Here is an 18,268-nt window from a genome sequence, read left to right on the forward strand (position 1 = left end):
AAATATAATCGATTTTTTGCAAGCTTTACATGTTTTCTTGAATCACTAACTGTGCTGTTTCAGTATTTATTTGACGAATGATTGATTTTCCTCGTTTTCTTATCGTTTTTATTGCTTCATCATTAAAGTGACGAATTGTATATAAAGTGGCTCCTTTGTATGCTCTTATTTTATAAGCTCCTTTTAAATCGTTGTAAAAATCTTCAAACTTATTGTACTTATCCTCTATACAAACAGAAAAGCTAATCGCTGAGTTTTGAATTAGATTTACTTTTAAGTTATAATCGTGTAACTTCTTAAAAACATCGCTAATGTTATTTTCAACCATAAAAGAAAAATCCTTTGCTGAAATAGCTACTAAAATTTGATTCTTCTTTACGATAAAACACGGAACTTCTGGAGTTATTTTTTTTCCTCTTCCAACACATGTTCCAGATTTTGTAACATCTTCAAACGAACGTACATACAACGGAATATTTTTTTGTTCTAATGGTTGAATTGTTTTGGGGTGAATTACCGAAGCTCCATAAAACGCCATTTCAATAGCTTCTGTATACGAGATTTCTTGTAACAAAGCTGTTTCTGAAAACACTCTAGGGTCAGCATTTAGTACTCCTTGTACATCTTTCCAAATAGTAACACTATCAGCATCCAAACAATACGCAAAAATACCTGCCGTATAATCGGAACCTTCTCTTCCTAAGGTGGTTGTTTCTGTTCCAAACCCTCCTAAAAAACCTTGCGTAATATTTAGCTTAGATACATCTACTTTTTCTTGAATTTGCTGTTGGGTTAACTCCCAATCAATTTTTGCATCACGATAATCACCATCGGTTTTAATGTATTCTCTTACATCTAACCAATGATTCGCTACTTCTATTTCAATTAAATAAGCACTTACAATAGTGGTAGATAATAACTCTCCAAAACCAACCATTTGATCGTACACGTAGTTATAATCTTTAGAAGTGTTTCGAGCCATGAAACCACTCAATTCACCAAATAAATGATTTACTTTATTATATACTTCATGGTTTGTTCTGAACAAATCGTTCAACATATTTTGATGAAAGTTTTCTACAAACTTCAAAGAATCTTTAAGGTTTTCTTTTTTATAGAAATAATCGTTTACCACTTGCTCAAAAGCATTGGTCATTTTTCCCATGGCAGAAATTACTACTAGCGTATTTTCTGTACCTTCATGTTGCAACACTTTTGCTACATTTTTTACTCCATTCGCATCTTTTACCGATGCTCCTCCAAACTTAAATATTCTCATTACAAAATTGTTGTAAGCTTTGTTCATTCATATGGCAAACTCTCCACTCATCGTATACAGTGGCTCCAGTACTTTTGTAAAAATCGACAGCTCCTGTATTCCAATCTAATACTTCCCAAGCTACTCTTTTACAATTATTTTTATGTGCGTGGTCCATAACAGCACTATACAAAGCTTTTCCTGCACCAATACCTCTTTTAGATTGAGTTACCATTAAATCTTCTAAATGAATTGCTTTCCCTTTCCATGTAGAGTAACGTTCATAAAACAACGCCATTCCTATAATCTTAGTATCTTCTTCAGCTACAAAGGTTTTAAATTTCGGCTTTTCAGAAAAACCATCTTTAACGATGTCTTCAACCGTAATTTTAACCGCATCGGGTTCTTTTTCAAAAACAGCCAATTCAACGATTAAATCTAATATAGCTTGAGCATCTTCTTGCTCTCCTGGTCTGATAATAAAACTCATTTCTTCATTTTTTTGGTAAAGATACCTCTCTTAAAACTTTCTGATAAAACAAATAAAAAATTAAAACACATCATATTTTTTTGTTGAATTTTTTATTCTAATTACCCTTAACTTTATTATATAAAAAAAGCAACCTGTCGAGGTTGCTTTTTTATAATTTATTTGTTTCAATTTATTTTGATACTTGGTCTCCTTCACAATTAGTAAGTTCTTCACAAAACTTCACTAAGCTTTCCTCTATATTCTTATAAGCTTTAGATTTTGCTTTTTGAGCTACCGAAGGACAACCTTTAGCTAATTTAGCTAAATTTTTATTGAACCCAAACACAAAGCCCATTCCTGAAGTAGACTTTCCTTTTTCACTTCCTGTAGGAAGAATTACTAATTCTTTGTTGTTAAACTTGTATAATCCTATTTTATCCGATTCAAAAAGTACTTTACATAATTTACCCGAAGCACCTCCTAACGCTGCCTGTCCTAAATCAAGTGACCCTGATTTTACTGAAGACTCCTTAAATTTGATGTTTTTATATCGAGTTCCATCAATAAATAAAACTTCTTTACAATTACTAGCATTTTTAGTTAATACCCCCACTAACTCTCCTTTACTATCTAGTTGAACTGTTTTAAGTGTATAACCTATTTTTGAGATATCTCCATTATTAATATTAACAAGTAGTGTATCATTTTTAGCAGAGATTAAATATGCCTTCTGTAACTCTAAGCTAATCTTACTGTCTTTTGGTTGCTCTTCTTCTACTACTTCTGCTATTTCTTCCTCATTTCTAAGATCTTCAGTAAGCACTTCCATATGACGTGAAGTCATTTGATTTCTCTTTAAAGTCTCAATAAGGTTCTCGGCAGATTTAATTAAATATTTCCCGTCAGACTTATCATAATCATTATCAATTATTTTCTGAGCATACTCTTTTGTCTTTTCAGGCATATCTAAATAATAGTACATTTTTGCTATGTTATAATAACTAGCATACCTTACTTTTCTTAACTTACGCTTTTTTCCTTGGTACCTCGGTATAACATCGTTAAAATATGCAATTACAGGTTCTAATTCTTTAGCTATTTTATCTGTTGGCTCATCATATTTCATTTTCGCAAAAGCTTCTTTTACTTTTTGGAACACCTCGTGATGCTTTGCATATTCTGGATGTCTCTTAGAGCCTAATATCCATAAATACTTATTTTCAGAATAAGGCACGTAACCATACTTATCATTTAAATGTGCCTTCACTCTATTTTTGATGGTAGCCTTATGCTTAGATGCATGGTTGTTTTTAATATCGTATTTGTTATTAGCATAATGTCTTTCTGCTTTATAGTAGCTAGAAAAAGCGTCACTTACATAATCTGAACTTTCTTGAAACGCTTTATTATAACTTTCTTTCGTTAAAGCATTAATAACTGTAATTCCTGCACTTGAAGTAAATCTAGCCTTAGCTTTGTATGTGTACGATGTAGAGATTACATTTCCATCTTTATCTTTCTTTTCGTGTTTAATTTTATCAATCTTTGCATTAGTTATCGTTGTACCGCTAAAATTGTAATTAACATCTAGTGTCCCTGGGTTATTCACTCTTGAAAACCCTTCTATTGCCACTCCTCTAAGGTTAATAGAGTATGTTCTTTTATCGTTTTCTAATATAGGAGTTTCAGGAAATTGCACATAGGAAACCTTGAAATATTCCCTATCTAAATCAGCACTTTGAGCAAAAGAATTAGCGTATGATATGAACGCTACTATAAGTAGTAATTTTTTCATGTAATTTTAAGTTTTTTTTAACAGCTGCGAATATAGATAAAATACGTTGGCTATTTAATTAAAAATTAATTAACTATTCACAGTTTATAAAATGTATGAAAATAAATTTTATAAATCGTTGTAGGTACCCTAAAAAGTTGGCATCTTTGTACGCACAACACAAAAATTTGACATGAGTAACAAGCATATGACGCTGGGTGAGTTTATCATCAGCAAACAAAAAGACTTTAAATATTCTTCTGGTGAATTATCTCGTTTAATAAATTCTATCCGTTTAGCTGCCAAAGTAGTAAACCACGAAATTAGAAAAGCTGGATTAGTTGATATTACTGGAGCTGCTGGTGATATTAATGTACAAGGTGAAGCGCAACAAAAATTAGATGTTTTAGCAAACGATTTATTCAAGCAAACATTAATTAATCGTGAGATTGTTTGTGGTATAGCTAGTGAAGAAGAAGATGATTTTGTAGTTGTTGAAGGTCAAAACAAAGCCAACGAAAACAAATATGTGTTGTTAATGGATCCTTTAGACGGATCGTCTAACATTGATGTAAACGTTTCTGTAGGAACTATTTTTTCTATTTACAGAAGAATTTCTCCTGTAGGAACTCCTGCTACCAAAGAAGATTTCTTACAAAAAGGTAGCGAGCAAGTAGCAGCAGGTTATGTTGCTTATGGTACTTCAACTATGTTAGTTTTTACTACTGGTAATGGTGTTAATGGATTTACGTTAAATCCAGCCATTGGTACTTTTTACTTATCGCATCCAAACATGCAATATCCTGAGATTGGTAGAATTTACTCAGTAAGTGAAGGATATTTTACGCATTTCCAAGAGGGAATGAAGCGTTTCTTAATTTACTGTAAAGAATTAAACGAAGCAGACAATCGCCCGTACACAGCTCGTTATATAGGGTCGTTAGTTTCAGATTTTCATAGAAATATGATAAAAGGTGGAGTTTATATTTATCCTGCTACTGCCATAACTCCTAAAGGAAAGTTACGTTTACTATATGAATGTAACCCTATGGCGTTTATTTGTGAGCAAGCAGGGGGTAAAGCTTCTGACGGATTTACTCGTATTTTAGATATTAAACCAACTGAATTACACCAACGTGTACCTTTTTACTGCGGAAGTAATCAGCTCGTGGAAAAAGCCGAAGAATTTATGACTGAGTTTTCTGCTGAGGAAAAACCAGTCTATTAAAGAATAGTTATTATTTATACTCAAATAAATTATCCATAAGGCAAACAGTTGTTTGCCTTATTTTTTTGAATTAAATTTACATTCGGAAAAACGAAAAAATTAATCTATTAAAAAACAAATAATTATGGCTTTTAACTTACCAGAATTAGGATACGCTTACGACGCTTTAGAACCAAATATAGACGCTAGAACTATGGAAATTCACCATGGCAAGCACCACAACGGATATACTACTAAATTAAATGCTGCAATTGAAGGTACTGATTTAGAAGGAAAATCTATCGAAGACATTTTAACGAATTTAGATATGAACAACGCTGATGTTCGTAATAACGGTGGTGGTTTTTACAACCACTCTTTATTTTGGACAGTAATGAACCCAGAAGATAGAGGTTATTTATCTGGAGAATTAAAAGATGCTATTGAAGCTGAGTTTGGTTCAAAAGAAGCTTTTATCGATGCTTTTTCTAAAGCTGCTGCTACTCAGTTTGGTTCAGGATGGGCTTGGTTGTGTGTACACAAAGGAGGAAAAGTAGAAGTTTGCTCTACTCCTAACCAAGACAACCCGTTAATGCCAGGTGTTACTTGTGGCGGAACTCCTATTTTAGGATTAGACGTTTGGGAACATGCTTATTACTTAAACTACCAAAACCGTCGTCCTGATTACATCGAAGCTTTCTTCAAAGTAATCAACTGGAACGAAGTAGAAAGAAGATATGCAGCAGCTAAATAATTTTAGCTTTTTGTAGAATAGAAAAAAACCGAAGTACAATGTATTTCGGTTTTTTTTATTTAGAAAGTGCTTGCTCTAAATCGGCTAATAAATCCTCTATATCTTCTACCCCAACACTTAAACGAATTAAGGAATCGGTAATTCCTATTTTTATACGTTCTTCTTCAGGAATGGATGCATGTGTCATTGTTACTGGATGGCTTACCAAGCTCTCTACTCCTCCTAGCGATTCCGCTAACGTAAATAGTTGAGTGCTTTCTAAAAAAGTTAAAGCAGCTTGTTTACTTTCATCTTTCAATCGGAAAGAAACCATGCCTCCAAAATCATCCATTTGTTTTTTAGCTATTACATGATTTGGATGATTTTCTAATCCTGGATACAATACTTCGCTTACTTTTGGATGTGCTGATAAATATTCAGCTACTGCTTTTCCATTTTCACAATGACGTTGCATACGTAAGTGTAACGTTTTTATTCCACGTAGCGCTAAAAACGAATCCATTGGTCCTGCGATAGCCCCCGCAGCAAACTGAATAAAGTGCAGTTGTTCTGCTAACTCAGCATTTTTAGTCATTAAAGCTCCCATGACCAAATCGGAATGCCCTCCTAAATACTTGGTTGCTGAATGCATTACGATATCAACGCCCAAATCTAACGGACGTTGTAAATATGGTGTTGCAAAAGTATTATCAACCGCTACTAGAATATCTTTATTCTTTGCTTTTACTGCTTTAGTAATTTCTTCAATATCTGCAATTTTCATTAGCGGATTGGTAGGTGTTTCAATCCAAATTAATTTTGTTTTTTCTGAAATTGTGTAGGCTACATTCGTAACATCATCCATATCAACATACTGAAATTTCAGTCCATATTTTTCAAACATGTTGGTAAACATCCGATACGTCCCTCCGTAAATATCATCCCCTGCAATGACCTCATCACCCGGATTTAATGTACGTAACACACAATCAATCGCTGATAAACCAGAAGAAAAAGCAAATCCGTGTGTTCCGTTTTCAAGAGCAGCAAACGCATTTTCTAAAGCAGTACGTGTGGGATTCGCTGAACGTGAATAAGCATAACCTTTATTCACACCCGGACTTGACTGTGCATAGGTTGACGTTTGAAAAATCGGAGGCATAACTGCTCCAGTAGCTTCTTCAGGTTGTTGACCTCCGTGAATTGTTTTTGTATTAAATTTCATCTGTTAACATTTATTGTCTTTTTCAGAATAAACATCAAATTTTTAGAGATTTAAACCAATTTACTCAAGTTCATGATAATTCCTAAGTGCATTCCTTCATGTAGATTATTAAAAGCTACAGCACTTTCAAAAGAATCTATCACAAAACCTGTACTGGTTTCGTATTCTTGATATTTTGTAAAAATCCCTGCTTCAAAATCTTCTTCTAAGGTTTCAGGTAAACCAATTAATAACTCTTTCACTTCTTCAAACTCTTCTTCAGTAAAATCTTTCGTTGGAAAAGTTCCTTTTCTGTATCCTTCAATTAACTCATCAGGAGCTAAACAATTTAACCCTGATAACTTGTAATGTAATAATTGTTGTGTAACTACTAAATGTGCTACATTCCATGCAATGTTATTGTTAAATCCTTCAGGGATTATGTGCAATTGTTCTAATGATAAGCCCTCTATTCTTTTTAAAACTAAGTCTCTTGATCTTTTTAAAACTTCAAACTGTTTGTTCATTTTTCTACTTATTTTAGCTACATCAAAGATACCTATTTAGCCATGAAAATATATTAATGGTATATTATATTTAATTTATGTGGTTAATACAAACATATAAAATTAAGGTATTGAATAACAAACATTATAAAACGTTACATAGATGAAAAAGGTTTATTTTTTACAAACTTGTGATACTTGCCGAAGAATTTTAAAAGAAGTAAATCTTGACGGATTTGAAAAACAAGAAATAAAAACCAATCCGATTACAGTTGCTCAGCTAGAATCAATGCGTGAGTTAACAGACAGCTACGAAAGCTTATTTAACAAGCGCGCAAAACTATACAGAGAAATGGATTTGAAAAATCAACATTTAACGGAAGCTGATTATAAACAATATATTTTAGATGAATACACGTTTTTAAAACGTCCTGTTTTTATTGTTGACAATCAAATTTTTATTGGAAATAGTAAAAAAGTAGTAGAAAGCTTAAAAGTATCACTAAATTAATTTAAAAACTCCGACTTTAAAAATCGGAGTTTTTTTATAATGCTAATCTATATACTTCCCTTTGACTACGCTCAGGGAACATAAAAGTCTTTTAATTTGAAGCTATGCTTTTGTTGTTTGTAGAGGCTTCTACCATAGCGGATAATTCATCCATGGTAAGATTGGTTTTAATTCCTAGTAATACCATTTCGTCACTTTTATCATGAACATTTACAATAATTTCTTTAATACGGTCTTTTGTTTCTCTAAAATACACCGTAACTCTTTCCTTTCCATCCTTTACTTTCACTAAAGTTTTCAAATTATTTCTTCTTACAAACTTTTTAAAATCTTGTTGTACTGAAGTCATGTTGTTATTGAATACCATAATTTTATAGTTTTTAGATTTCTTCAAGAAAACGCCAAACTCATCAGTATCTTCATCAGAGATAAACATGTTAGCAAAAAAACTTGGTATGTTTAAAGATACTTCAGCTTTGTCTTTATTAGATTGATAAAAGGCTTTAAAATTTTCTTTTTGTGCAAAAGAGCTTAACACAAAAAAGCAGAAAAAGATGGTTGCAATTCGTTTCATAATAATAGTGTTTTAAATGAAGACGATAGCTTTATGAATTTGTTACAAACAAAAAAGCCTTAACTTATTCAGTTAAGACTTTTTAGTTGGCCCACAAGGACTCGAACCTTGAATATTGGTACCAAAAACCAGTGTGTTACCATTACACCATGGGCCAGTGTTTACAATGCAAATATAAAAACAAAGTTTTATATTTAGAAATCATTAAACAACTTTTATAAAAAAATCCTTACGAACTTCGTAAGGATTTTGTTGGCCTACAAGGACTCGAACCTTGAATATCGGTACCAAAAACCGGTGTGTTACCATTACACCATAGGCCAATTGCTTATTGCGGGTGCAAATATAAAACAAAGTTTTATTTTAGCAAATTTTTTACACTTTTTTTCATTTACTCCTTTTTTAACCTTTTAAAATTTCATTTAACAGAACTTTAAATAGGTGGTTATGCCACAGAATTCATCAAAATTATATTTTTGTTTTCAGTAAAAAATCATAAGTAATTAATACATTCGTACTTTATATCTAGATAAAAAACTATGACTGAGTTTAACTATAAAAAGTGGAACATCATTTTAGGGTGGGTTTCGTTTACCGTAGCGTTAATTACCTATACCTTAACTCTTGAGCCTACAGTAAGTTCATGGGATTGTGGAGAGTACATTGCTACTGCTGTAAATTTAGAAGTTGGACACCCACCTGGGGCTCCTTTATTTCAAATGTTAGGTGCTTTTTTCGCTATGTTTACTAGTGACCCTAGTCAGTTGGCAAAAATGGTCAACTTTATGTCTGGGTTGGCAAGTGCTTTTACTATCCTTTTCATGTTTTGGACGATTACCAATTTAGCCAGAAAAATGGCATTTAAAAATGGTAAGATAGGTAATAATGAAGCTATTGCTGTTTTAGGAAGCGGATTAGTTGGTGCTTTAGCTTATACTTTTTCTGATAGTTTTTGGTTTAGTGCTGTTGAAGGGGAAGTGTATGCTATGTCTTCTTTCTTAATGGCGCTACTATTTTGGTTAGGATTACGATGGGAAAGTGAATTAAATACTCCTAGAGGAAATAAATGGTTGGTATTAATCAGTTTTGTAGTTGGGTTATCTTTTGGAGTTCACATACTATCTTTATTAGTAATTCCTTCTATCGTTTTGGTATATTTCTTTAAAACGTATAAAGACATCAACATAAAAACAACGGCAATTGCAACCCTAGTTGCCATACTTGTTTTAGCGTTTGTATTTAAGTTTTTATTCCCTTTTACTTTAAAATTCTTTAGTGTTGCTGAACTATTTTTTATCAACCAAGTAGGATTGCCTTATAACTCAGGAACCATCATTGCTGGAATTGTTTTAATCGGGTTGTTCGTTTACGGGTTAAAGTACACGCGTAAAAAGAACTTGGTTACTGCAAATACTTTAGTACTTTCAGTATTGTTTATTATGATTGGATTCTCATCTTGGTTAATGTTACCAATTCGTGCAAATGCTGATACCATTATTAATGAGAATAACCCATCAAGTGCGCGTGAACTACTAGCATATTATAACCGTGAACAATACGGTGATGCAAATGTTTTTTATGACAATTACTATTCTATTGCTTACGACAGAGAACAAGATGCTGATAAACCATATAAAGACGATAAACCTAAGTACGAAAAAATAGATGGTAAATACGTAATTGTAAATAAATACAAAAACGTACTTCCTAATTACTCAAGTAAACATAAAGGATTTATTCCTCGTATGGTAAATCCAGCTTCTGAGCAACAATACAAAAGTATTGCTGGAATTCCAGCTCGAAGTAAAAGACGTCCAACGTTTTTAGAAAACATAAAATTCATGGTTGATTTTCAATTTGGATATATGTACGGGCGTTATTTTATGTGGAACTTTGTAGGTCGTCAAAACGATATTCAAGGACATTTAGATATTGAAAATGGAAACTGGTTAAGCGGTATTGATTTTATTGATGAAGCCCGCTTAGGCTCTCAACAAAAGTTACCTGAGGATGTTAAAAACAACAAAGGTCGTAACACTTACTTCTTTTTACCTTTTATTTTAGGGCTTATTGGTTTGTTATATCAATTGAATAGAGATAAAAAGAGTTTTTATGTGTTAACACTGTTCTTTTTATTCACAGGATTAGCTATTATATTTTACACCAACCCAAAACCTTTTGAACCTCGTGAACGTGATTATGCGGTAGTTGGTTCGTTTTATGTTTTTGCTATTTGGATTGGCTTTGGAGTACTTGCCCTTTATGATTACTTTAAAAAATACGCTCCTAAAAAAGTAGTTGCTTTTGGCGTTTCAGTGGTTTCATTACTAGCTGTTCCTACTTTAATGGGCTTCCAAAACTGGGATGATCATGATAGATCTGACCGTTATTTGGCACAATTAAATGCACAAACGTATTTAGAAAGTTGTGATCCGAACGCTATTATATTTACTATTGGAGACAACGATACGTTCCCTCTTTGGTACATGCAGCAAGTAGAAGGTATACGTAGAGATATTAAAATAGTAAACACAAGTCTTTTTCAAACAGATTGGTACATCGATCAAATGAAAAAGAAAACCTATGATGCAGACCCAATTCCGTCGCAGTTAACACACGATCAATATAAGTACGGAACCTTGGATATGGCATACTACTATCCACTTCCACAGTTAAAGGATTCTTTACTTAACATAAAAGATTTTATGCGTTGGATAGCTAGTGATAATGATGCTACTTATTTAGACGCTGGTGATGGGGCTAAGGAAAAATTTTACCCAACTAACAAAATTCGCATTCCTGTTAACAAAGAAAATGCTTTAAAAACTGGATTAGTAGCACAAAAAGATGCTGATAAAATGGTAGATTATATTGACATTACTGTTGATGATAGAGGTTTATCAAAAGCAAGGCTTTTAATGTTAGACATCTTAAATAATTTTGATTGGAAGCGACCTATTTATTTCACTGGCGGTGCAAATGCAGATGAAGAATACATTTGGTTAAAAGATTACCTACAGTTAGATGGAATGGCTTATAAACTAGTACCTATTAAAACATCTAATAAAGGACGAACAATTTTTGACATGGGACGTATCGACCCTGGAAAAATGTACGCTAATGTTAAAAAATGGGATTGGAAAACCATTAATAATGGTGAAATATACTTGGATGAGCAAAGTAAGCGTAATGCAATTTCATTACGCAATAACTTAATTCGTTTATCAGAAGAATTCTTACAAAAAGGAGATTCTGTAAAAGCGAAAGATGTATTAGATTTATCGTTACACAAAATGCCTATCAAAGATTTTGATCACTACAATTTCTCTTTAGGATATCCAGAATTGTATTATCGTATAGGTGATATTGATAAAGCACGTGAAACGGCTGAAACTTTGGCTGCTATTTTTCAACAAAAACTCGTCTATTACGATACCTTTAAAACTGAGGATATTGGTTTAATTATTGATAATTTAGAAACAGCTTTATACATGTATCAAAACTTAGTTCAGCAAATTACTCGATACGACAAAGATGAAGACTTCGGTAAAAAGTTTTTTGAAGATTATCTAACTCATGCACGTTTATTTGAGCGTCTAATGCCTGAAGACGAACCTGGATTGCCTCTAGAACTCGATACTATAAAACCTTAATTTTAATGAGGTTCTATTTTACAAAAACACCACGTATACTTAAACAACTATTTGCTAAGTATACGTGGTCTTTTTTTACCGATAAAAAAGAAATTTATCTCACTTTTGATGATGGTCCTATTCCAGAGGTAACAGAATTTGTACTTGACCAACTTCACCAATTCAATGCAAAAGCTACTTTTTTTTGTATTGGTGATAATATCCGAAAACACCCCACTGTTTTTTCAAGAATTATTAATGAAGGACATTCGGTAGGAAACCACACTTTTAATCATTTAAACGGCTGGAAAAACAGCAATACAGCTTATATTGACAACATAAACAGATGCGAAAACTTATTATCGCATCAAAAAACAAAACTATTTCGCCCTCCTTACGGAAAAATAAAAAGAAAACAAGCCAAACAACTTCTTGCTAATGGTTATAAAATTATTATGTGGGATGTTTTGTCTGCAGATTTTGACTCGACTATTTCTAAAGAAAAATGCTTACAAAATGTAGTAAATAACATACAGAACGGGAGTATCATCGTTTTTCACGATAGTATAAAAGCTAGCGACAACTTGTATTATGCGCTTCCAAAAGTTTTAAAAGAATTTTCGCAAAGAAGTTATGACTTTAAAGCAATCTCTTAAACAAACTGCTGAACCAATCCTATTAAAGTATTAGCGTCTTGCTCTCCAGTTTGGCGCCATTTCATCTCTCCATTTTTATAAATCATAAAAGTTGGATTTCCTTTAACACGTAAGGCGTCTGCAAGAATTTCATTCTTGTTAATATCTATTTTAATCACCTTGGCTTTGTCTCCTAATGCAGCAGCTACATCACGAAGTGTATCTAAACTAGGTTCTGGTTCACTCCAATCTGCATAAAAATCGATTAACACAGGTTTGTTAATGCTTATAATTTCACCAAACTTTGTCATCTTTTGCATACGTTTAATCACTAAAGAGCCTAAAATTACTAATTTTTTGTTAGGTAATTATTATGAAAATCTTAAAAATACTGAAAATCAAGCTTTTTTTAACTCAATTACAGTTATTTCTGGCCAAATCCCTACTCTACCAGGAAAAGCATGGTAGCCAAATCCTCTATTTACATTAATGTATCTATCAAACTCTTTATATAATCCTGCCCATTGCTTATAGACATATTTTGAAGGACTCCATTTAATCCAGCCAGGAATTTCAATTCCAAACTGTAAACCATGTGTATGCCCACTTAAGGTAAGTTGATAATTAAAATCATCTTGCTTTACTTTATATTCCCAATGACTTGGGTCATGAGATAATAAAATTTTAAAATCCTCTTGTTGTACTCCTTTAGAAGCTAATTGTAAATCTCCTGCTTTATTAAACCCTTTACCCCAATTTTCTACACCTACTAAAGCAATTCTTTCTCCGTCTTTTTCTATATATCGATTTTCATTCAACAATAACTCAAATCCTATTTTTGGATGAATCTCTTTTACTGCTTGAAAATTTGCTATTTTATCTTCTGGTGTTTTCCAATCAGAATAATCACCATAATCATGGTTTCCTAATATCGAGTATTTCCCCATAGGTGCTTTTAATTCCGAAAACATTGACACCCAATCATTCATTTCATGAGCAAAATTATTAACGATGTCACCTGTAAATAAAATCATATCAGATTCCTGTTCATTAATTAAATCTACTCCATATTTAATCTTTTCTTTATTATCAAAACTCCCTGAATGAATATCGGTAATATGAGATATTGTAAAGCCATCAAAAGCCTCAGGCAAGTCTTTAAAACTTAACTGATACTTCAACACCTTGTAGTTATATTTCCCTTTAAAAATACCATATAATAAACTTGCAAACGGTAATGCTGCCAACCCAAGAGCAAGTTTTGACAGAAAAGTTCTTCTACCTACTAAATCTTTAGTTTCTTCTTTAGATAAAAATGAGATCCCTTTTTGAAACCATCTTACAACATCTTCTCCAAACATTAATATGAAAATTACCACTTTAGGAACTAAAACAAGCAAAAGCATACCCACCGCCCATTGAAATTCTCTTGTTTGACCATGACTTCTATCGTAAGTAAACATCACATAAAAAAAGTTCACATATGCCAACAACCCTATTAACAACCACCCATAACGAATAATTTTTATTTTAGTAAGTGTTTTTATTGCTTGAAAAGCATATGCTTCAAACACAATAATTATTGCTGATATTATAATAACTGTTACTAACCAACGAGACATCTATTTCATTTTTAAGGAGAAACAAAGATACTGCGATTCTTAAAATTGATTTTTAACATCTTGTTAAAGTTTTGTAGCTTTACCTCCAGAGTTGATAGGAACATTTGTTTTCTGCTTTTTTATGTAAACAAATCGGTATCAACATTTTATTTCAATAGGCTTAAGAGACAACATGGCAAATCAAAAACGACTTTTTTTACTCGACGCATACGCTTTAATTTTTAGAGGATATTACGCTTTTATTAAAAATCCACGTATCAATTCTAAAGGATTAGATACCTCAGCAATTATGGGTTTTACAAACTCTTTACTGGATGTAATAAAACGTGAAAAGCCAGATTATTTAGCGGTGTGTTTTGACAAAGGCGGAAGTGTTGATCGTGTTGAAGCTTTTGAAGATTATAAAGCCAACCGACAAGAAACTCCTGAAGCTATTCGTTTAGCAGTACCTTATATTGAAAAAATATTAGGAGCCATGAACATTCCTGCCATTGTAAAAGAAGGATACGAAGCCGATGATATTATTGGTACGCTGGCTAAAAAAGCCGAGAAAGAAGGATTACACACCTACATGGTAACGCCCGATAAAGATTTTGCCCAACTAGTTTCTGATCATATTTTTATGTATCGCCCACCTCGCATGGGAAATGGATATGAAAAATGGGGTGTTGAAGAAGTAAAAGCTAAGTTTGGTGTAGAAGATCCTTTACAGGTAATTGACTTTTTAGGGATGATGGGTGATGCTGTTGATAACATTCCTGGTTTGCCTGGTGTTGGTGAAAAAACAGCTAAAAAATTTCTTGCTGCATACGGAAGTATGGAAGGCTTGTTTAAAAACATTCATGAGCTAAAAGGAAAAATGAAAGAAAAGGTAGAAGCTAACCAAGAATTAGGGTTGCTTTCTAAAAAACTAGCAACTATTATGCTAGATGTTCCTGTTGAATTAGAGCTAGATAAATTAATTTTTGAACAACCTAACATTGATGCTACCAAAGAGATTTTTACCGAGTTAGAGTTCCGTCGTTTAACGGAGAACTTCTTAAAAACATTTGCTCCTTCGGAAGAAAGTACCCCTTCTGTTGAAAAACCAAAAGCTACGAAAGCAAGTACAGCTGGTCAGTTTGATTTATTTGCAGCTCCTGGTGGTGGAAATACTTCAGAAGAAAACAATATTAATGGATATAAAACCATTGAAAATACTAATCATTTCTATCAATTAATAGATACGCCTCTTTCAAGAAAACTGTTATTAGAAAAACTAATGCAACAAAATTCAGTATGTTTTGATACGGAAACTACTGGATTAAAAGCTTTAGAGGTTGAATTGATTGGAATTGCTTTTTCTTGGGAAGCAGGTAAAGGATATTATGTTTCATTTCCAGAAAATCAAGAGGAAACCGCAACTATTTTAGAAGAATTTCGTCCATTTTTTGAAGCCGAAACCATTGAAAAAATTGGGCATAATTTAAAATACGATATTAAAGTACTTTCAAACTATAATATGCCTGTAAAAGGAAAATTGTTTGACACCATGATTGCGCATTACCTTATCAATCCAGATATGCGTCACAACATGGATATACTTGCTGAGACCTATCTAAACTATCAACCTGTTTCTATTACAGAGCTCATAGGTAAAAAAGGCAAAAATCAACTTTCTATGCGACAAGTTGAGTTACCCAAACAAACCGAGTATGCCGTTGAGGATGCTGATATTACTTATCAGTTAAAAGAGCACTTTTCTAAAGAGCTTGAAAATGGTAACGTTACCAAACTATTCAACGAAGTCGAAACGCCACTAGTTTCTGTATTAACAGCCATGGAGATTGAAGGTATTAATTTAGATGTCGACTTCTTAAAAATTCTTTCAGGAGCATTGTCTAAAGACATTTCACAACTTGAGCAAAACATATACGAACAAGCTGGTGAAGAGTTTAACATCGCATCACCAAAACAATTAGGTCCTATTTTATTTGACAAGTTGAAACTGGTTGATAAACCTAAGAAGACTAAAACAGGTCAATATTCTACAGCAGAAGATGTACTTTCGTATTTAGCAAAAGACCATCAAATTGTGGCAGATATTTTAGAATATCGTCAGTATAAAAAACTACAAAGCACCTACGTTGATGCGCTTCCGAATGAAGTTAACCCAAAAACAGGAAGAGTGCATACCGTGTATGCACAAGCAGTTGCTGCTACAGGGCGTTTGAGTTCTAACAACCCTAACTTACAAAACATTCCTATTCGTACAAAACGTGGACAAGAAGTACGTAAAGCATTTATTCCAAGAAATGAAGACTATGTATTGTTAGCAGCGGATTACAGTCAGATTGAACTACGAATTATTGCTGCATTAAGCGAAGAAGAAACCATGATTAAAGCTTTCCAAAATGGTGAAGATATTCATGCTTCTACCGCTGCAAAAGTATTCAACGTTCCTATTAACGAAGTAACTCGTGAGCAGCGTAGCAATGCTAAAACAGTAAACTTTGGAATTATTTATGGAGTTTCTGCCTTCGGATTAAGCAACCAAACCGATTTGTCTCGTAAAGAGGCCAAAGAGTTGATTGACACCTATTATGCAACCTATCCGAAACTAAGGAATTATATGTCTAAACAGGTAGATTTTGCTCGTGAGCATGGATATGTAGAAACTGTTTTAAGTCGCCGCCGTTATTTAAAAGACATAAATTCTCGTAATGCTATTGTTCGTGGTGCTGCCGAAAGAAATGCCGTAAACGCACCTATTCAAGGTTCTGCTGCTGATATAATCAAGCTTGCCATGATTAACATTTACAAGCGATTTGAGCAAGAAAATTTTAAATCGAAAATGTTATTACAAGTACATGATGAATTGGTTTTTGACGCACATAAAGATGAAGTAGACATCATTAAGCCTATCATTAAACAAGAAATGGAAAACGCCTTTAAAATGACTGTTCCATTAGATGTTGAAATTGATACAGGAGCTAATTGGTTAGAAGCGCATTAAAGTTTAGTAATTGCTTTCTCTAAAATCGCTTTTACCTGAAGTTTTAAACTTTCAGGTTCAATAATTTTAGCGTAGTCAGAAAACACAATATACCATCTGGAAAAACCATGCTCAACATAAGAAGTCATAAATGTCATTTCTACTTGGTTACCTTTTATTTTTTCAGACACGAAACCATGGTGAATTTTACTATTATTTATATATCGTACCACACTTTTATCAACAGAAATAACAACTTTTGTTTTTGGTGTATTTTCATGTTGACTGCGGTATTCATCTAACGTAATATGTTCTCTAGTAAAACTATTTTGGGTTGATTTAATGGCTAACATTCTATCGGTTCTAAATTGTCTATAATCGCTTCTTAAATGACAAAAAGCCAATACATACCAAAATCCTGATTCGTGATAAATACCTACAGGTTCTACAAAACGCTCAGAGGGTGTTTCTCTATTTAACGCTTGATATTTTAAAAATACCTGTCTTTTTTCAGCAATGCTTTCAAATAATGTTTCAAGTGCATTTGGTAAACTATCATTGAATAATTTATTTGTAGGATCCACCAATATTTGTGATTCTAAGGCAGAAATCCAATCTTTTTCACGACCACGCAACACTGATTTTAACTTTATCATAGCAGACTCATAGTAATTCCCTAATGATTTATCTACAAACTTCTGCATTAGTTTTTCGGCAGCCACAAAACTTCCTACTTCTTCTCTCGTAAACATAACAGGAGGCAAACGGTACCCTTCCATAATAGAATAACCGACACCTGCTTCGCTTATAATAGGCACACCCGATGCTTCAAGCGTTCGTATATCACGATAAATGGTACGTAAGCTTACCTCAAATCTATCAGCCAATTCTTGTGCTTTCACAATACGCTTAGACTGTAACTGAATTAGGATGGCTACAATTCTATCAAAACGTTTTACCGTATCTAAACTCATAATGCTATAACATATTTCCCAAAGATAGGATTTCAGGCTGAAGTATTTTTTAAATTTTAGCTTCAACATAATAACTATACTTTATACAAATAAACATACAGTAAGTGACAACCGCTTGTCAATAGACACTTTTAAAATTTATTTTTTCCTGCTGACATAAAGCTGTCACCACCCCATAGTATTTTTGGTTTC

15 protein-coding genes and 2 tRNA genes are annotated in these 18,268 nt (G+C 32.9%); 6 read left to right on the forward strand and 11 right to left on the reverse strand.

Annotated elements, in window-relative coordinates; translation table 11 throughout:
• Positions 1-25: 25 nt before the first annotated feature.
• From Q4517_RS02515 to Q4517_RS02525, 3 genes are all read right to left on the reverse strand, one after another.
• Positions 26-1,279, reverse strand: a complete 1,254-nt coding sequence (locus Q4517_RS02515; RefSeq protein ID WP_303505868.1) for an aspartate kinase — start codon at positions 1,277-1,279, stop codon at positions 26-28.
• On the reverse strand, positions 1,266-1,748 hold the full coding sequence (locus tag Q4517_RS02520; protein ID WP_115899488.1) for a GNAT family N-acetyltransferase: 483 nt from the start codon (positions 1,746-1,748) through the stop codon (positions 1,266-1,268). The genes Q4517_RS02515 and Q4517_RS02520 overlap by 14 nt, the downstream gene beginning before the upstream one ends.
• 172 nt (positions 1,749-1,920) lie before the next feature.
• Positions 1,921-3,525, reverse strand: coding sequence for a hypothetical protein (locus Q4517_RS02525; RefSeq protein ID WP_303505872.1), 1,605 nt, complete (start codon positions 3,523-3,525; stop codon positions 1,921-1,923).
• Positions 3,526-3,697: 172 nt separating this feature from the next.
• Here Q4517_RS02525 and fbp point away from each other — a divergent pair, with 172 nt between their 5' ends.
• Positions 3,698-4,732, forward strand: a complete 1,035-nt coding sequence (fbp, locus tag Q4517_RS02530; RefSeq protein ID WP_303505874.1) for a class 1 fructose-bisphosphatase — start codon at positions 3,698-3,700, stop codon at positions 4,730-4,732.
• A 124-nt stretch (positions 4,733-4,856) separates the two neighbouring features.
• Positions 4,857-5,465, forward strand: coding sequence for a superoxide dismutase (locus tag Q4517_RS02535; RefSeq protein WP_303505876.1), 609 nt, complete (start codon positions 4,857-4,859; stop codon positions 5,463-5,465).
• A 55-nt stretch (positions 5,466-5,520) separates the two neighbouring features.
• On the opposite strand, the gene Q4517_RS02540 is transcribed toward Q4517_RS02535, so the two are convergent.
• Both Q4517_RS02540 and Q4517_RS02545 read right to left on the reverse strand, forming a co-directional pair.
• Positions 5,521-6,669 (reverse strand): cystathionine gamma-synthase, encoded by a 1,149-nt coding sequence (locus tag Q4517_RS02540; protein ID WP_303505878.1) that lies wholly within the window; start codon positions 6,667-6,669, stop codon positions 5,521-5,523.
• A gap of 50 nt (positions 6,670-6,719) precedes the next feature.
• Positions 6,720-7,175 (reverse strand): DinB family protein, encoded by a 456-nt coding sequence (locus tag Q4517_RS02545; RefSeq protein WP_303505880.1) that lies wholly within the window; start codon positions 7,173-7,175, stop codon positions 6,720-6,722.
• 142 nt (positions 7,176-7,317) lie between these two features.
• On the opposite strand from Q4517_RS02545, the gene Q4517_RS02550 reads away from it, so the two are divergent.
• Positions 7,318-7,665 carry an arsenate reductase family protein gene (locus tag Q4517_RS02550; protein ID WP_303505882.1) on the forward strand — a complete coding sequence of 116 codons (348 nt, stop codon included), beginning with the start codon at positions 7,318-7,320 and terminating at the stop codon, positions 7,663-7,665.
• A gap of 91 nt (positions 7,666-7,756) precedes the next feature.
• Here Q4517_RS02550 and Q4517_RS02555 read toward each other — a convergent pair whose 3' ends face one another.
• The 3 genes from Q4517_RS02555 to Q4517_RS02565 form a co-directional block, all read right to left on the reverse strand.
• A complete protein-coding gene (locus Q4517_RS02555; RefSeq protein ID WP_303505884.1) occupies positions 7,757-8,239 on the reverse strand; it encodes a DUF4252 domain-containing protein in 483 nt (160 codons plus the stop codon).
• A gap of 86 nt (positions 8,240-8,325) precedes the next feature.
• Positions 8,326-8,396 (reverse strand) — tRNA-Gln (locus Q4517_RS02560).
• A 95-nt stretch (positions 8,397-8,491) separates the two neighbouring features.
• A tRNA-Gln gene (locus Q4517_RS02565) sits at positions 8,492-8,562 on the reverse strand.
• A gap of 216 nt (positions 8,563-8,778) precedes the next feature.
• Here Q4517_RS02565 and Q4517_RS02570 point away from each other — a divergent pair.
• Entirely contained in the window at positions 8,779-11,892 is a 3,114-nt protein-coding gene (locus tag Q4517_RS02570) for a DUF2723 domain-containing protein (protein ID WP_303505886.1), read from the forward strand.
• A 5-nt stretch (positions 11,893-11,897) separates the two neighbouring features.
• Entirely contained in the window at positions 11,898-12,527 is a 630-nt protein-coding gene (locus Q4517_RS02575) for a polysaccharide deacetylase family protein (RefSeq protein ID WP_303505888.1), read from the forward strand.
• Here the strand turns inward: Q4517_RS02575 and Q4517_RS02580 are convergent.
• Both Q4517_RS02580 and Q4517_RS02585 read right to left on the reverse strand, forming a co-directional pair.
• Positions 12,524-12,817, reverse strand: a complete 294-nt coding sequence (locus tag Q4517_RS02580; protein ID WP_303505890.1) for a co-chaperone YbbN — start codon at positions 12,815-12,817, stop codon at positions 12,524-12,526. The two genes, Q4517_RS02575 and Q4517_RS02580, sit on opposite strands and share 4 nt — an antisense overlap.
• Positions 12,818-12,904: 87 nt before the next feature.
• Positions 12,905-14,128 carry a metallophosphoesterase gene (locus Q4517_RS02585; RefSeq protein ID WP_115899506.1) on the reverse strand — a complete coding sequence of 408 codons (1,224 nt, stop codon included), beginning with the start codon at positions 14,126-14,128 and terminating at the stop codon, positions 12,905-12,907.
• Positions 14,129-14,300: 172 nt separating this feature from the next.
• Here Q4517_RS02585 and polA point away from each other — a divergent pair, with 172 nt between their 5' ends.
• Positions 14,301-17,123, forward strand: a complete 2,823-nt coding sequence (gene polA / locus Q4517_RS02590; RefSeq protein WP_303505895.1) for a DNA polymerase I — start codon at positions 14,301-14,303, stop codon at positions 17,121-17,123.
• Here the strand turns inward: polA and Q4517_RS02595 are convergent.
• On the reverse strand, positions 17,120-18,076 hold the full coding sequence (locus Q4517_RS02595) for a YafY family protein (RefSeq protein WP_303505897.1): 957 nt from the start codon (positions 18,074-18,076) through the stop codon (positions 17,120-17,122). The two genes, polA and Q4517_RS02595, sit on opposite strands and share 4 nt — an antisense overlap.
• Positions 18,077-18,268: the final 192 nt, after the last annotated feature.

Source organism: Tenacibaculum sp. 1_MG-2023 (genome assembly GCF_030547425.1).
In the GTDB taxonomy this organism is placed as follows: Bacteria; Bacteroidota; Bacteroidia; order Flavobacteriales; family Flavobacteriaceae; genus Polaribacter.

What these genes read in the sequence shown, in the direction of transcription:
- Q4517_RS02525 (WP_303505872.1), bottom strand. Translation starts at nt 3,525, where the DNA reads ATGAAAAAATTACTACTTATAGTAGCGTTCATATCATACGCTAATTCT.
- Q4517_RS02515 (WP_303505868.1), bottom strand. Translation starts at nt 1,279, where the DNA reads ATGAGAATATTTAAGTTTGGAGGAGCATCGGTAAAAGATGCGAATGGA.
- polA (WP_303505895.1), top strand. Translation starts at nt 14,301, where the DNA reads ATGGCAAATCAAAAACGACTTTTTTTACTCGACGCATACGCTTTAATT.
- Q4517_RS02595 (WP_303505897.1), bottom strand. Translation starts at nt 18,076, where the DNA reads ATGAGTTTAGATACGGTAAAACGTTTTGATAGAATTGTAGCCATCCTA.
- Q4517_RS02540 (WP_303505878.1), bottom strand. Translation starts at nt 6,669, where the DNA reads ATGAAATTTAATACAAAAACAATTCACGGAGGTCAACAACCTGAAGAA.
- Q4517_RS02575 (WP_303505888.1), top strand. Translation starts at nt 11,898, where the DNA reads ATGAGGTTCTATTTTACAAAAACACCACGTATACTTAAACAACTATTT.
- Q4517_RS02570 (WP_303505886.1), top strand. Translation starts at nt 8,779, where the DNA reads ATGACTGAGTTTAACTATAAAAAGTGGAACATCATTTTAGGGTGGGTT.
- Q4517_RS02555 (WP_303505884.1), bottom strand. Translation starts at nt 8,239, where the DNA reads ATGAAACGAATTGCAACCATCTTTTTCTGCTTTTTTGTGTTAAGCTCT.
- fbp (WP_303505874.1), top strand. Translation starts at nt 3,698, where the DNA reads ATGAGTAACAAGCATATGACGCTGGGTGAGTTTATCATCAGCAAACAA.
- Q4517_RS02585 (WP_115899506.1), bottom strand. Translation starts at nt 14,128, where the DNA reads ATGTCTCGTTGGTTAGTAACAGTTATTATAATATCAGCAATAATTATT.
- Q4517_RS02520 (WP_115899488.1), bottom strand. Translation starts at nt 1,748, where the DNA reads ATGAGTTTTATTATCAGACCAGGAGAGCAAGAAGATGCTCAAGCTATA.
- Q4517_RS02550 (WP_303505882.1), top strand. Translation starts at nt 7,318, where the DNA reads ATGAAAAAGGTTTATTTTTTACAAACTTGTGATACTTGCCGAAGAATT.
- Q4517_RS02580 (WP_303505890.1), bottom strand. Translation starts at nt 12,817, where the DNA reads ATGACAAAGTTTGGTGAAATTATAAGCATTAACAAACCTGTGTTAATC.
- Q4517_RS02545 (WP_303505880.1), bottom strand. Translation starts at nt 7,175, where the DNA reads ATGAACAAACAGTTTGAAGTTTTAAAAAGATCAAGAGACTTAGTTTTA.
- Q4517_RS02535 (WP_303505876.1), top strand. Translation starts at nt 4,857, where the DNA reads ATGGCTTTTAACTTACCAGAATTAGGATACGCTTACGACGCTTTAGAA.